A 16,830-nucleotide genomic window follows, 5' to 3' on the forward strand; every position below is an offset into this window, starting at 1 on the left:
GATGTGAGATAGGAGATATGAGTACCGAGATCCTTTCAGGTCCCACATAGCTCTGCTCCATGCACACGTCTAACTGACATATATATTGAAAGAGTTTCGTTTCCTTTGTTTCAAAAATTAAAGAGGAAGACAACAGTGTGTCTCTGCATGAGAAAGCTTCGGGCTATTAGTACCACTTGGCTTTGGTCTCTCAACCTTTACACCTATGGCCTATCAACGTAGTCATCTTCTACGACCCTATAAGGAAGTCTCATCTCGTGGCTAGTTTCGCACTTAGATGCTTTCAGCGCTTATCTATTCCAGACGTAGCTACCCTGCCGTACACCTGGCGGCATAACAGGTTCACCAGAGGTCTGTCCAACCCGGTCCTCTCGTACTAAGGTCAGATCCACTCAAACTTCCAACGCCCACAACAGATAGGGACCGAACTGTCTCGCGACGTTCTGAACCCAGCTCGCGTGCCACTTTAATGGGCGAACAGCCCAACCCTTGGGACCTTCTCCAGCCCCAGGATGTGACGAGCCGACATCGAGGTGCCAAACCTCCCCGTCGATATGAGCTCTTGGGGAGATCAGCCTGTTATCCCCAGCGTACCTTTTATCCTTTGAGCGATGGCCCTTCCATACAGAACCACCGGATCACTATGTCCGTCTTTCGACCCTGTTCGACTTGTCGGTCTCACAGTCAAGCAAGCTTATGCCATTGCACTCCGCGTACGGTTACCAAGCGTACTGAGCTTACCTTTGAAAGCCTCCGTTACCTTTTTGGAGGCGACCACCCCAGTCAAACTACCCACCAAACAATGTCCTCCCCATTAGGGAGTTAGAAACCGAATACAGAAAGGGCGGTATTTCAAGGTTGATTCCACGTATCCTGGCGAACACGCTTCAACATCTCCCGCCTATCCTACACATCCTGTACCCAATCTCAATGTTAAGCTATAGTGAAGGTGCATGGGGTCTTTCCGTCCCGTTGCGGGTAATCGGCGTCTTCACCGATACCACAATTTCACCGAGCTCATGGCTGAGACAGCGCCCAGATCGTTACACCATTCGTGCAGGTCGGAACTTACCCGACAAGGAATTTCGCTACCTTAGGACCGTTATAGTTACGGCCGCCGTTTACTGGGGCTTCGATTCAATGCTTCTCTTACGATGACATCCCCTCTTAACCTTCCAGCACCGGGCAGGTGTCAGGCCTTATACCTCATCTTGCGATTTTGCAAAGCCATATGTTTTTGTTAAACAGTCGCCTGGGCCTTTTCACTGCGGCTGCTCATCGCTGAGACAGCGCCCCTTCTCCCGAAGTTACAGGGCCATTTTGCCGAGTTCCTTAGCCATGACTCACTCGAGCACCTTAGGATTCTCTCCTCGACCACCTGTGTCGGTTTGCGGTACGGGTCTTCATAACCTGAAGCTTAGCGGGTTTTCTTGGAAGTCTGTTTACCTGCTCTATCAGCGCCACCGAAGCTTTGCTGTACTATTGGGTTTCAGCAGGGTCGGCGGATTTGCCTACCGTCCCTATACCTACGCCTTTCAACGAACTATTCCGTCAGTTCGCGGCAGTGTCACTACTCCGTCACCACATCGCAGTTATGAAGAGTACTGGAATATTAACCAGTTGTCCATCGGCTTGCCCCTTCGGGTGCGCCTTAGGTCCCGACTGACCCTGATCCGATTAACGTTGATCAGGAAACCTTGGTCTTTCGGTGGGCGGGTTTCCCACCCGCCTTATCGTTACTTATGCCTACATTTGCTTTTCCATACGGTCCAACACCCATTACCAGATATCTTCGCCCCATATGGAATGCTCCCTACCAGATGCACATAAGTGCAAATCCATAGCTTCGGTACCGTTCTTGATGCCCGTTTATTATCCACGCCCGGCCGCTCGACTAGTGAGCTGTTACGCACTCTTTAAATGAATGGCTGCTTCCAAGCCAACATCCTAGCTGTCTGGGCAACCGGACCTCGTTAGTTCAACTTAGAACGAATTTGGGGACCTTAGCTGATGGTCTGGGTTCTTTCCTCTCGGCCTTGGACCTTAGCACCCAAAGCCTCACTGCCGGCCATATTTAATAGCATTCGGAGTTCGTCTGGATTTGGTAGGATTTGACTCCCCGCACCCAATCGGTAGCTCTACCTCTATTAAACTCGATGCCGACGCTGTTCCTAAAAACATTTCGGGAGTACGAGCTATTTCCCAGTTTGATTGGCCTTTCACCCCTACCCTCAGGTCATCCGGAAACTTTTCAACGTTTATCGGTTCGGTCCTCCATTACATGTTACTGCAACTTCAACCTGCCCAAGGGTAGATCACAAGGTTTCGCGTCTACCTCATCTGACTATGCGCCCTATTAAGACTCGCTTTCGCTTCGGCTGCGTCCCTGAAGGACTTAACCTTGCCAGACAAGAGTAACTCGTAGGCTCATTATGCAAAAGGCACGCTGTCACAGGACCTGCCTGCTCCAACCGCTTGTAAGCACACGGTTTCAGGTTCTTTTCACTCCCCTGTTCGGGGTTCTTTTCACCTTTCCCTCACGGTACTGGTTCACTATCGGTCTCTCAGGAGTATTTAGCCTTACCAGATGGTGCTGGTGGATTCCCACAGGATTTCTCCGGTCCCGCGGTACTCAGGATACCACTATGTCAACATTCTTTACCTGTACGGGGCTCTCACCCTTATTGCGCAGTTTCCCACCTGCTTCCAGTTCATAGCGCTGTACAATGTCGTGGTCCTACAACCCCGACCATGCCGTAACATGATCGGTTTGGGCTCTTTCCCGTTCGCTCGCCACTACTTGGGAAATCATTGTTATTTTCTTCTCCTACGCCTACTTAGATGTTTCAGTTCAGCGCGTTCGCGTATCATACGACTATTCTTCAAATAGTCAGGTTGCCCCATTCGGAAATCTCTGGATCAAGTCGCATTTGCCAATCCCCAAAGCTTATCGCAGCTTATCACGTCCTTCTTCGCCTCTGAGAGCCTAGGCATCCCCGTGTGCCCTTATTTACTTTCTTCACCGGCATAGCCTTTTGCTACTATGCGGCTGCTTTTGATATATATACCGATATGCTACGCAAAGATTCGTTCGGCCTGGACCGAGGGTCTCCTCCTTACATCGGACACATATCAGCATTGTCTCTATACTGTTGTCTTCTCTTGTAATTTTTTTCTCTTTCAATATGTCAAAGAACTCTTTTTTTTAGATAGGAGATTTTAGATCTGAGATATCAGACCTTGTATGGTCTGTTATCTTGCTCTATCTTTCCCTCCAAAAAACGTGGAGAATAACGGATTCGAACCGTTGACCCCCTGCGTGCAAGGCAGGTGCTCTAGCCAGCTGAGCTAATTCCCCTTTTTTTTTCGTAGTCCCGAGCAGATTTGAACTGCTGACCCCTACATTATCAGTGTAGTGCTCTAACCAACTGAGCTACGGGACTAGCTATTCTGTTCATCTATCTCTCTCGGTCCTGCTCCTTATAGGGGCGGGCACTTTCTTCTGATGTTTCCTTTTTTAGTAGTGAGTAGTCTGTAACGGGTATCGGGATCCTTTATGTCGCCATAAAATCATCTCAATACTCAATTCTCATATCTCAATACTATAATCAATCATATGTACGTGACGAGCACCGATCTTCGATACTCTAGAAAGGAGGTATTCCAGCCGCACCTTCCGGTACGGCTACCTTGTTACGACTTAGCCCCAATTATCGGTTTTACCCTAACACGCTCCTTGCGGTCACATGCTTTAGGTACCCCAACTTTCATGGCTTGACGGGCGGTGTGTACAAGGCCCGGGAACGTATTCACCGCGTCATTGCTGATACGCGATTACTAGCGAATCCAACTTCATGGGGTCGAGTTGCAGACCCCAATCCGAACTGTGAATGGCTTTTAGAGATTAGCATCATATTGCTATGTAGCTGCCCGCTGTACCATCCATTGTAGCACGTGTGTAGCCCCGGACGTAAGGGCCATGATGACTTGACGTCGTCCCCACCTTCCTCTCTGTTTGCACAGGCAGTCTGTTTAGAGTCCCCACCTTAAATGCTGGCAACTAAACATAGGGGTTGCGCTCGTTGCGGGACTTAACCCAACACCTCACGGCACGAGCTGACGACAGCCATGCAGCACCTAGTTTCGTGTCCCGAAGGACGGATGCGTCTCTGCATCCTTCACTAACTTTCAAGCCCGGGTAAGGTTCCTCGCGTATCATCGAATTAAACCACATGCTCCTCCGCTTGTGCGGGCCCCGTCAATTCCTTTGAGTTTCACCCTTGCGGGCGTACTCCCCAGGTGGATAACTTAACGCTTTCGCTTGGACGCTGGCTGTCTATCGCCAACATCGAGTTATCATCGTTTAGGGCGTGGACTACCAGGGTATCTAATCCTGTTCGATCCCCACGCTTTCGTGCATCAGCGTCAATACCAGCTTAGTGAGCTGCCTTCGCAATCGGAGTTCTAAGACATATCTATGCATTTCACCGCTACTTGTCTTATTCCGCCCACTTCAAATGGATTCAAGCCCATCAGTATCAAAGGCACTGCGATGGTTGAGCCACCGTATTTCACCCTGACTTAATAGGCCGCCTACGCACCCTTTAAACCCAATAAATCCGGATAACGCTCGGATCCTCCGTATTACCGCGGCTGCTGGCACGGAGTTAGCCGATCCTTATTCTTCCAGTACATTCAGCTCTCTACACGTAAAGAGGTTTATTCCTGGACAAAAGCAGTTTACAACCCATAGGGCAGTCATCCTGCACGCGGCATGGCTGGTTCAGGCTTCCGCCCATTGACCAATATTCCTTACTGCTGCCTCCCGTAGGAGTCTGGTCCGTGTCTCAGTACCAGTGTGGGGATTCTCCTCTCAGAGCCCCTAGACATCGTCGCCTTGGTAAGCCGTTACCCTACCAACTAGCTAATGTCACGCGAGCCCATCTCTATCCTATAAATATTTAATATCCAACTGATGCCAATCAGATATATTATGCGGTGTTAATCTCTCTTTCGAGAGGCTATCCCCTGATAGAGGTAGGTTGCTCACGCGTTACGCACCCGTGCGCCACTCTCACCATCTTCGAGCAAGCTCTCCGATGGATCCCGTCCGACTTGCATGTATTAGGCCTGCCGCTAGCGTTCATCCTGAGCCAGGATCAAACTCTCCATTGTAAAATGAAGTTTTTGATTCCAACTATTTACATAATCAGAATTTTTTTATATCTCTGATCTTGGATCGAATTGAACGAATTGCTTGAATTTGTTCATGACTTTCGTTTTGTCTACTCGTCACGCTTACATGATTGTGTTTTCTTAAAGAACTTATCTCGCTTCAACTTCCGTATCCGCTATATTCCGATGAGCATTGCGCCCCTCTTTATCTTTTTTTTGTTTCCTCCGTTTCCGTTGGGACTGCAAAGGTAGAAATCTTTTTTGAACTTCCAAAAACTTTTGAAGTTTTTTTCTTTTCTTTTTCCGATTTCAGCGTTTAAAATAATCTGAACGGGATTTTAAATCCTGTCGCGCTCACCTAAACCCTTCTTTTTTCATGGTCTCTTCTTTCGAAGTAACCGTCCCTCCCTTGCGGAGTGGTGCAAAGATAGGGAGTTTACTAACAAACTTCCAAGCCTTTTGTTTATTATTTTTAATATTAAAGTTAACTAACTGTAACATTGAACGATTCATTTGACACAGACATACCGTAAACCGTCCAATCAGGTTAAATTAACCGTTTAAACGGCCAAGCTGCTCATTATAAATTTCATTTCGAAGTCGTCCCATAACAAACAATTTCACAGCTAAAGAACAAATTAAATACTATTTACTGCTTTCTTCTATACCACATAAAGTCGTTATAGAAACAAAAAAGGTCCAGACATATGCCTGGACCTTTCTATATAAAATAATCTATGATAGATTAATCTTCTTCTTTCGAAGCCAACAATTGATCGTACTCTTCGCGAGAACCGACAATTAAGTTGCTGTATTGACGGATACCTGTACCTGAAGGAATCAAGTGACCAACGATTACGTTTTCTTTCAAACCTAACAAGTTGTCACGTTTACCTGCGATAGCAGCTTCATTCAATACTTTTGTGGTCTCTTGGAAAGAGGCAGCAGAGATAAACGATTTGGTACCTAATGATGCTCTAGTGATACCTTGCAACAATGGACTTGAAGTCGCTGGAATTGCTTCACGCACTTCTACAAGTTTTAAGTCACGACGTTTCAAACTTGAGTTTTCCTCTCTCTCAACTTACGTAAAGAAACAATCTGTCCTGGACGTAAGCTATTGGAATCTCCAGCATCAACAACGACTTTCTTGTCGAACAAGGAATCATTCTCTTCCATGAAATCCCATTTGTTTACAGCTTCTTTCTCTAAGAAACGTGTATCTCCTGGATCTTCGATGTTAACTTTTTGCATCATCTGGTGAACGATCGTTTCGAAGTGCTTATCGTTGATCTTCACACCTTGAAGACGGTATACCTCTTGGATACCATTCACGATGTAATGTTGTACCGCTGATGGCCCTTTAATAGATAAGATATCCGCTGGCGAGATCGAACCATCCGATAATGGCATACCTGCTTTGACGAAGTCATTATCCTGAACAAGGATATGTTTAGAAAGTGGCACCAAGTATTTCTTGATTTGACCATCACGTGATTCAATCGACATCTCACGGTTACCACGTTTCACACCCCCAATGTTACCACACCGTCGATTTCTGTTACAACAGCTGGGTTAGAAGGGTTACGTGCTTCGAACAACTCGGTTACACGTGGAAGACCACCCGTGATATCTCGTGTTTTACCAGTAGAACGAGGAATCTTAACTAAGATACCACCTTCTTTAACAGTGACGCCGTTAGCAACTGCAACGTGGGCACCTACTGGGATATTGTATGTACGAATAACCTCTCCAGATTTATCAAGAATCTTGATGGATGGGTTTTCGTTTTATCACGTGTTTCAATAATTACTTTCTCTTTGTGACCAGTTTGCTCATCTGATTCCTCACGGAAGGTAACACCCTCGATGATCGCATCAAACTCAACTTTACCAGCAAATTCAGAGATAATTACTGCGTTATATGGATCCCACTCTACCAATTTATCACCTTTAGCTACTGTACCGCCATCCTCAACGAACAACTGCGAACCATAAGGGATATTTTGTTGGAATACAATCTTATTATGTGCATCAATGATCTTAACCTCACCAGAACGTCCTAAGACAACCTGATGTGTGCCATTGTCATTTGTTTGCGAAACGGTACGCACATTTTCAAATTCGATTTTACCATCGTATTTAGAAATGATACTTGAGTCAGCCGCGATATTTGATGCCGTACCCCACGTGGAACGTACGAAGTGTCAACTGTGTACCTGGCTCACCAATTGATTGTGCTGCGATAACACCGACAGCTTCACCCAATTGAACACGTTTACCAGATGCCAAGTTACGACCGTAACAACAAGCACACACACCACGTTTCGATTCACAAGTTAATACCGTACGAATTTCGATACCTTCAATACCTGCTTTTTCGATAACCTCAGCGATTTCCTCAGTGATATCTTCATTTGCAGAAACGATCAACTCCTCTGTCTCCGGATGGAATACATCATGTAATGGAGTACGACCTAAGATACGGTCGAATAATGGTTCAACAACATCATCATTATCTTTCAATGCTGTTGTGTAGATACCACGTAAACCACCACAATCTTGTTCAACAACGATCATATCCTGAGCAACGTCATGTAAACGACGTGTCAAGTAACCCGCATCCGCGGTTTTCAAGGCTGTATCGGCAAGACCTTTACGCGCACCGTGGGTAGAGATAAAGTACTCTAATACGGACAAACCTTCTTTAAAGTTCGACAAGATCGGGTTCTCAATAATCTCACCACCTGAAGTACCGGATTTTTGAGGTTTCGCCATCAAACCACGCATACCACACAACTGACGAATCTGCTCTTTCGAACCACGGGCTCCAGAATCCAACATCATATAAACTGAGTTGAAACCTTGATTATCGTTGGAAAGAATATCCATTACGTGGGCAGTCAATCTGTTGTTGATACGTGTCCAGATATCGATGATTTGGTTGTAACGTTCGTTGTTCGTAATGAAACCCATGTTATAGTTGTTCATTACCTCTTCAACTTCGTTTGTTGCTTGTTGGATCAATTCAGCTTTCGCAGCAGGAATGTTCAAATCTTCCAAGTTGAAAGAAAGACCACCTTTGAAGGCTGTTTGATATCCCAATTCTTTCATATCATCCAAGAATTGCGCTGCACGAGCCATACCCGTAGTCTTCACAATCTCACCGATGATATTACGCAAAGATTTCTTAGTAAGCAATTCATTGACAAATCCCATTTCGTCAGGAACAACCTGATTGAAGATCACACGACCTACAGTTGTTTCTAATAAGGTATCAACGATGCTACCATCTCTTTGTCTCACTTTTGTTTTGACTTTAATCCAAGCGTGAAGGTCAATTTGCTTCTCGTTTAAAGCGATGATAACCTCTTCAGCCGAATAGAAAGTCATATCTTGACCTCTTACGATGTGATCGCCAGCAGTTCTACGGCCTTTAGTAATATAGTAAAGACCCAATACCATGTCTTGAGATGGTACTGTGATCGGTGAACCATTCGCAGGGTTTAAGATATTGTGCGCTGCCAACATCAAGATTTGGGCCTCCAAAACTGCAGCATTACCTAAAGGTAAGTGAACTGCCATCTGGTCACCGTCAAAATCGGCGTTGAATGCTGTACACACTAATGGGTGTAATTGAATCGCTTTACCCTCTACCAAAGTAGGTTGGAAAGCTTGAATACCCAAACGGTGAAGCGTAGGCGCACGGTTAAGTAATACAGGGTGACCTTTCAATACATTTTCAAGGATATCCCATACCACTGGATCTTTACGATCTACGATTTTCTTAGCGGATTTTACTGTTTTTACAATACCACGCTCGATCATTTTACGAATGATGAATGGTTTGTAAAGCTCAGCTGCCATATCTTTAGGAAGACCACACTCGTGTAATTTCAAGTGAGGGCCTACAACAATTACCGAACGAGCTGAATAATCCACACGTTTACCTAATAAGTTTTGACGGAAACGACCTTGTTTACCTTTCAAAATATCAGATAATGACTTCAATGCACGGTTACCTTCTGTCTTAACAGCATTCACCTTACGTGAGTTGTCAAACAAAGAGTCCACCGCCTCTTGAAGCATACGTTTTTCGTTACGTAAGATTACTTCTGGCGCTTTGATCTCGATCAAACGTTTTAGACGGTTGTTACGGATAATAACACGACGGTATAAGTCGTTCAAATCCGAAGTCGCAAAACGACCACCATCCAAAGGCACTAAAGGACGCAATTCTGGTGGAATGATAGGAACAATCTTCACGATCATCCATTCAGGACGATTCTCGATGTTTTCACGTGAGCTACGGAAAGCTTCAACAACATGAAGACGTTTTAACGCTTCATTTTTACGTTGTTGAGAAGTCTCGTTAGCAGCTTGGTGACGTAAATCGTAAGACAATTGATCCAAATCAATACGTTTCAACAAATCTTCCAATGCCTCAGCACCCATCTTAGCGACAAATTTTTGAGGATCAGTATCGTCTAAATATTGATTTTCTTTTGGTAAGGTATCTAAAATATCTAAATATTCTTCTTCAGTCAAGAAGTCCATAAAGTTGATACCATCTTCTTCCTTAATACCAGCTTGGATAACGACATAACGTTCATAGTAAATGATCATATCCAATTTCTTGGTAGGAAGACCTAATAAATAACCGATTTTATTAGGAAGAGAACGGAAGTACCAGATGTGTGCTACAGGAACCACCAAGTTGATGTGTCCCATACGCTCACGACGTACTTTTTTCTCTGTTACCTCAACACCACAACGGTCACACACGATACCTTTATAACGGATACGTTTGTATTTACCACAGTGACATTCGTAATCCTTTACAGGACCAAAAATACGCTCACAGAATAAACCATCACGTTCTGGTTTGTAGGTACGATAGTTAATCGTTTCTGGTTTTGTAACTTCACCACTTGAACGCTCCAAAATAGTCTCTGGAGAAGCCAAGCTGATCGTAATCGAAGTGAAGTTGCTTTTAATTTTATTATCTTTTTGTAAGACATACTTATTCAAAAGTTAAAGCTTTATAGAGAAGCTTTGAAGAACCTTCGTTCTTCAAAGCCCTAATTGCTTAATTAATCCAATGTGATATCTAGACCCAATCCGCGCAACTCGTGTACCAATACGTTGAACGATTCTGGCACCGATGGTGTCGGAAGGTTGTTGCCCTTAACGATTGCTTCGTAAGTTTTGGCACGACCAACTACGTCATCCGATTTCACGGTTAAGATCTCTTGAAGGATGTTAGATGCACCGAATGCCTCCAATGCCCAAACCTCCATCTCACCAAAACGCTGACCACCGAATTGTGCTTTACCACCCAGAGGTTGTTGTGTGATCAATGAGTAAGGACCAATTGAACGTGCGTGCATTTTATCATCAACCATGTGACCTAATTTCAACATGTAGATTACACCTACTGTTGTTGGTTGATCGAAACGGTCACCTGTCAATCCATTGTACAAATATGTACGACCTGATTTTGGTAAACCGGCTTTCGCAACCCAGTCCTGTACTTGATCCATCTCAGCGCCATCAAAGATCGGTGTAGCAAATTTAACACCTAATTTTTGACCAGCCCAACCTAATACGGTTTCGTAGATCTGACCCAAGTTCATCCGTGAAGGTACCCCAATGGGTTCAACACGATATCAACCGGAGTACCGTCTTCCAAGAATGGCATATCTTCATCACGTACGATACGTGCAACGATACCTTTGTTACCGTGACGACCTGCCATCTTATCCCCTACTTTCAATTTACGTTTCTTAGCAACGTAAACTTTCGCCATCTGCACAATTCCTGATGGAAGTTCATCCCCAACAGATACTGCGAATTTATCACGTTTGAATGAACCTAATTCTTCATTAATTTTAATATTGTAATTATGAAGGGCCATTTTGATCAACTCGTTTTTATCTTCGTCAGTTGTCCATCCCATTGGGTTGATGTTGTTGTAATCTAATTCCGCTAAGATTTTCTGTGTAAACTTAGCACCTTTAGCCACTAACAACTCTTTATATACATTGTATACACCTTGGCTAGTTTTACCATTCACTACAATGAATAATTTCTCTACCAAACGGTCTTTCAATGATTTAACAGCTCTATCGTGAGCAACCTCTAATTTCTCTAAAGTTTTACGTTCAACTTCTTTAGACATTTTCTTCGCACGAGAGAACAACTTCGTATCGATAACAACACCTTTTAATGAAGGTGGAGTTTTCAATGAAGCATCTTTCACGTCACCAGCTTTGTCACCAAAGATTGCACGTAATAATTTCTCCTCTGGAGAAGGATCAGACTCACCTTTAGGCGTGATTTTACCAATTAAGATATCACCACCACCAACTTCAGCACCGATACGGATAATACCGTTTTCATCTAAGTCTTTTGTCGCTTCTTCAGATACGTTAGGAATATCAGCTGTTAACTCTTCTTCACCACGTTTTGTATCACGAACTTCAAGTTCGAATTCTTCAATGTGAAGAGAAGTAAACCAGTCTTCTTTCGCTACACGCTCAGAAATTACGATCGCATCCTCAAAGTTATATCCTTGCCAAGGCATGAACGCTACTTTTAAGTTACGACCCAATGCCAATTCACCATTTTCAGTAGCATAACCTTCACACAATACCTGTCCTGGTTCAACTCGTTGACCTTTCTTAATGATAGGCTTCAAGTTCATACAAGTATTCTGGTTAGTTTTCTTGAATTTGATCAATTTATATGTTCTGACATCATCATCAAATGATACAAGGCGATCATCATCGTTTCTGTCATAACGGATTTTAATTTCATCAGCATCAACATATTCAACCACACCATGACCTTCAGCATTGATCAATGTACGTGAATCTTTCGCTACACGACCTTCAAGACCAGTACCTACGATAGGAGCTTGCGGACGCAATACAGGCACAGCCTGACGTTGCATGTTGGATCCCATCAATGCACGGTTGGCATCATCGTGCTCCAAGAAAGGAATTAATGAAGCCGCAATAGATGTAATTTGATTTGGAGCAACGTCCATATAATCAAGCATTTCAGGCTCGATAATTGGGAAGTCACCTTCGTATCTGGCTTTTACCTTTGCATCTTCAAAATTACCTTTGTCATCATACAAGGCATTTGCTTGGGCAATTGTTTTACCATCTTCATCCTCAGCTGACAAGTATACCACCGGTTGGTCAACAACAACAACACCATCTTTTACCTTACGGTAAGGAGTTTCAATAAAACCTAAATGGTTGATTTTTGCATGTACAGCCAAAGAAGAAATCAAACCGATGTTTGGTCCCTCTGGTGTTTCGATTGTACAAAGACGACCGTAGTGTGTATAGTGAACGTCACGAACCTCAAAACCTGCGCGCTCACGAGAAAGACCACCTGGACCTAAAGCTGACAAACGACGTTTGTGCGTAATTTCAGCAAGAGGGTTCGTTTGGTCCATGAACTGAGACAATTGGTTGGTACCGAAGAACGAATTGATTACTGACGACAATGTACGTGCGTTAATCAAATCCGTTGGTGTAAACACCTCGTTATCTCTGATGTTCATACGCTCACGGATTGTACGCGCCATACGAGATAGACCTACACCAAATTGAGCATATAATTGCTCACCAACTGTACGTACACGACGATTAGACAAGTGGTCAATATCATCCACCTCAGCTTTGGAGTTGATCAAGTTGATCAAATACTTCACAATAGCAATGATATCCTCACGCGTCAAGACCTTGGTTTCATCTGGTGTACCCAATTTCAACTTACGGTTGATACGGTAACGACCTACATCACCCAAGTCATAACGTTTATCAGAGAAGAACAAACGATCGATGATACCACGAGCAGTTTCCTCATCTGGTGGTTCAGCGTTACGCAATTGACGATAGATATGTTCTACCGCTTCTTTTTCTGAATTGGAAGTATCTTTTTGTAAAGTATTATATATAATAGAATAATCGGCATTATTTGATTCATCGTCTTTCGCTAAGATAATAGACTTAACGCCAGCTTCGATAATCAAATCAATGTGATCTTCTTCTAGAACAGTTTCACGTTCAAGGATAATTTCGTTACGGTCGATAGATACTACTTCACCAGTATCCTCATCCACGAAATCTTCTACCCATTTTTTTAATACCCTAGCCGCAAGACGACGGCCAACATATTTCTTAAGACCAGATTTACTAACTTTTACTTCATCAGCTAGGTCAAACAATTCTAAGATATCTTTATCTGAATCGTAACCGATCGCACGCAATAAGGTAGTTACTGGGAATTTCTTTTACGGTCGATATAAGCATACATGACGTTGTTTACGTCTGTAGCGAATTCGATCCAAGACCCTTTGAAAGGAATTACCCTTGCAGAATAAAGTTTAGTACCATTTGTGTGTCTACTTTGACCAAAGAAAACGCCCGGTGAACGGTGTAATTGCGATACGATGACACGCTCTGCACCATTTACCACGAAAGTACCTTTAGGAGTCATATAAGGGATAGTCCCTAAATATACATCCTGAACAATAGTTTCGAAATCTTCGTGTTCTTCATCATTACAAGATAACTTTAACTTAGCCTTTAGAGGAACGCTATAAGTCAAGCCGCGTTCGATACACTCTTGGATATCATAACGTGGTGGATCAATGAAATAATCCAAAAACTCTAGCACAAAAATGTTTCTTGAATCAGAAATAGGAAGTTTTCCGAGAATACCTTGAACAGCCCTTCCTGATGGCGGTTGTCAGAAGTAGTTTCTAGTTGAAAAAACTCCTTGAAAGATTCCAATTGCACATCTAAGAAATCTGGATATTCCAATACTTTCTTACTTGTTGCAAAGTTTATTCTTTCTTGTTGAATATTATTGTTTGCCAAGGGAATATGAATTTTAGTTTTAAAAAACTGCGCTTACATGCATGCTGTAAACCACATGTCCACTGTGCCCAGCATATACACAGCATAGTGGCGTATTGATATAAATAGGAATAGACTCTGACGAAAAATCGTCAGAGTCTAAACCTTTCGGGCTAATTAGTTGAGATTATTTAATCTCAACAACAGCACCAGCTTCTTCTAATTGTTTTTTCAAAGCTTCTGCTTCGTCTTTAGATACACCAGCTTTCAATTCTTTAGGTGCTCCGTCAACTAAATCTTTAGCTTCTTTCAAGCCTAATCCAGCTAAATCTTTAACCAATTTAACTACAGCTAATTTTTGACCACCAGCTTCTTTCAAGATAACGTCAAATGAAGTTTTCTCTTCTGCAGCAGCAGCACCACCTTCAGCTGGAGCAGCAGCTACAGCAACAGCAGCAGCAGCAGGCTCGATGCCATACTCGTCTTTTAAGATATCAGCTAATTCTTTAACTTCTTTTACTGTTAAGTTAACTAACTGTTCAGCAAGTTGTTTTAAATCTGCCATTTTATTTTGAATTTTTGAATGTACTTTGTAAAAATTGTTAATTAAATTATAACGAATGATTCTGTTCTAGAGGATTCGTTAACCTCTTTCTTCTAAAGCTTTTACTAAACCTGCAACAGTATTTCCTCCTGATTGAAGAGCCGAAATAACATTTTTCGCAGGTGACTGCAATGCCGCGATAACGTCAGCAATAAGTTCGTTTTTAGATTTAAGATTAACTAATGCAGTTAATTGATTATCTCCTACGAATGCTGTTGCCTCAATGAAAGCCGCTTTTAACAACGGTTTCTCACCTGATTTGCGCAATTCTTTGATCAATTTAGCAGGTGCATTAGCGACTTCTGAAAACATCATTGTAGACGCACCTTTAAGCGTTCCAAAAATATCTTCTTCTTCAACACCAGCTTCGATCAAAGCTTTCTTAATTAAAGTGTTTTTAACAGCTTTAATTTCGATACCTTGCTCAAAACATTTACGACGAATGTTATTCACTTTTCAACTGACAACTCAGCAGTATCGGTAATATAGAAGTTACCGTAAGATTTAATCTGTTCGGCCAAAGCTTGAACAATTTCTTGTTTTTCTTCTTTTCTCATGATTAAATACCTGCTACTGATTTAGTCTCAATATGAATACCAGGACTCATAGTTGAGGAAATGTGAATACTTTTAAAGTAAGTTCCTTTAGCTGCAGATGGTTTCAAACGTGCTAGAGTTTGTAATACCTCTAATGCGTTATCATATATTTTATCTGCATCGAACGACGCTTTACCAATAGAAGTATGGATGATACCGGTTTTGTCAACTTTGAAATCGATCTTACCACCTTTTACATCTGTTACAGCTTTACCAACTTCAGTTGTAACTGTACCAGTTTTAGGGTTAGGCATCAAGTTTCTTGGACCTAAAATACGACCCAATTTACCAACTTTAGCCATAACACTAGGCATAGTAATAATGATATCAACGTCAGTCCAACCACCTTCAATTTTGCTGATGTAATCATCTAAACCTACGTAGTCTGCACCTGCTGCTTTAGCTTCTTCTTCCTTATCAGGAGTACACAAAACTAAAACGCGAACAGTTTTACCAGTACCGTGAGGTAATGTTGCAATACCACGCACCATTTGATTTGCTTTACGAGGATCTACGCCCAAACGAACGTCGATATCCACAGAAGCATCAAATTTGGTCAATGAGATTTCTTTAACTAAAGCCGAAGCTTCTTTCAAAGAGTATGCTTTACCAGCTTCAATTTTGGATAGTGCCGCTTTTTGATTTTTTGTTAATCTAGCCACTTTTCTTAAATTGATTTCTTAATTAATTGTTCCAAGGAGCATTACCGGATACAGTAATACCCATACTACGTGCTGTACCAGCTACCATTCTCATAGCAGCCTCTACAGTAAATGCATTTAAATCAGGCATTTTATCTTTAGCGATTGTCTCAACTTGTTCCCAAGTGATAGCCGCAACCTTCTTACGGTTAGGCTCGCCAGATCCACTTTTTAATTTAGCAGCATCTTTCAACTGAACTGCTACCGGTGGAGTCTTGATGATAAAATCAAATGACTTATCCGCGTAAACTGTAATGACAACAGGTAACACTTGACCTGGTTTGTCTTGCGTACGAGCGTTAAACTGCTTACAGAAATCCATAATATTCACACCTTTAGCACCTAATGCAGGTCCTACTGGAGGTGAAGGATTCGCAGCTCCGCCCTTAACTTGTAATTTTACTAACGCACTGACTTCTTTTGCCATTTTGTTTTGAATTTAATTTTGTTAAATGTCTGTTAGTAAGTTGGAAGCAAATAACGTAACATTCATCGATCAGGACGTAACACCCCAACCGAGGTGCAAAGTTAATAAGAAGATTTGAATCCTGCAAGTATCTAACTTTTAATTTTTCAGGAATTTATGTTTTTTCTCAAAGCCCGCCAAATTGCAAAACCTCTCTAAGGCTCTTTATTTTATATGACCAACCTATTCGTCCGTGTCTTATCAAAAGCAAAAATTACAATATGATATTACCTCAAACTACACACCATAAAACACACTTGGCATAGTAGGACCGAAAACCGACAGCTTTGGAACAAAGGAAGAACAAGAAACAAAACAGTAAAATTAAATGGAATCAAGGCAAACACAAAATACCGGAGCCGGAATGATTGCTAAATCTCGCGAAGCAATTTGAAAATATTGAAAGCGGA

3 protein-coding genes, 2 tRNA genes, 2 rRNA genes and 3 pseudogenes are annotated in these 16,830 nt (G+C 42.6%); all 10 read right to left on the minus strand.

All coding sequences use genetic code 11. The features are described from left to right. Positions 1-147 precede the first annotated feature (147 nt). Positions 148-3,020, minus strand: a 23S ribosomal RNA gene (locus tag KUH03_RS12105). Between the two features lie 264 nt (positions 3,021-3,284). Then, positions 3,285-3,358: transfer RNA gene (locus KUH03_RS12110), tRNA-Ala, on the minus strand. An 11-nt stretch (positions 3,359-3,369) separates the two neighbouring features. After that, positions 3,370-3,443: transfer RNA gene (locus KUH03_RS12115), tRNA-Ile, on the minus strand. Positions 3,444-3,651: 208 nt separating this feature from the next. After that, positions 3,652-5,175 (minus strand): 16S ribosomal RNA (locus KUH03_RS12120). Together the 16S and 23S rRNA genes with 2 tRNA genes alongside form the textbook arrangement of a ribosomal RNA operon. 745 nt (positions 5,176-5,920) lie before the next feature. After that, a pseudogene (gene rpoC, locus KUH03_RS12125) lies at positions 5,921-10,205 on the minus strand (DNA-directed RNA polymerase subunit beta'). A gap of 62 nt (positions 10,206-10,267) precedes the next feature. After that, positions 10,268-14,074, minus strand: a pseudogene (gene rpoB, locus KUH03_RS12130) (DNA-directed RNA polymerase subunit beta). Positions 14,075-14,240: 166 nt separating this feature from the next. After that, positions 14,241-14,618, minus strand: a complete 378-nt coding sequence (rplL, locus tag KUH03_RS12135) for a 50S ribosomal protein L7/L12 (RefSeq protein ID WP_002992785.1) — start codon at positions 14,616-14,618, stop codon at positions 14,241-14,243. A 78-nt stretch (positions 14,619-14,696) separates the two neighbouring features. Continuing rightward, positions 14,697-15,214, minus strand: a pseudogene (gene rplJ, locus KUH03_RS12140) (50S ribosomal protein L10). Between the two features lie 2 nt (positions 15,215-15,216). Beyond that, positions 15,217-15,915 carry a 50S ribosomal protein L1 gene (gene rplA, locus KUH03_RS12145; protein WP_046672240.1) on the minus strand — a complete coding sequence of 233 codons (699 nt, stop codon included), beginning with the start codon at positions 15,913-15,915 and terminating at the stop codon, positions 15,217-15,219. A 22-nt stretch (positions 15,916-15,937) separates the two neighbouring features. Further along, positions 15,938-16,381: a 50S ribosomal protein L11 gene (rplK, locus tag KUH03_RS12150; protein ID WP_028072660.1), complete on the minus strand. Its 444-nt coding sequence runs from the start codon at positions 16,379-16,381 to the stop codon at positions 15,938-15,940. Positions 16,382-16,830: the final 449 nt, after the last annotated feature.

This window comes from Sphingobacterium sp. E70, assembly GCF_019285695.1.
Taxonomy (GTDB): Bacteria; Bacteroidota; Bacteroidia; order Sphingobacteriales; family Sphingobacteriaceae; genus Sphingobacterium; species Sphingobacterium detergens.

Bases quoted from the DNA above. Each gene is read 5' to 3' on its own strand.
- rplL (WP_002992785.1), bottom strand. From the start codon at position 14,618: ATGGCAGATTTAAAACAACTTGCTGAACAGTTAGTTAACTTAACAGTA.
- rplK (WP_028072660.1), bottom strand. From the start codon at position 16,381: ATGGCAAAAGAAGTCAGTGCGTTAGTAAAATTACAAGTTAAGGGCGGA.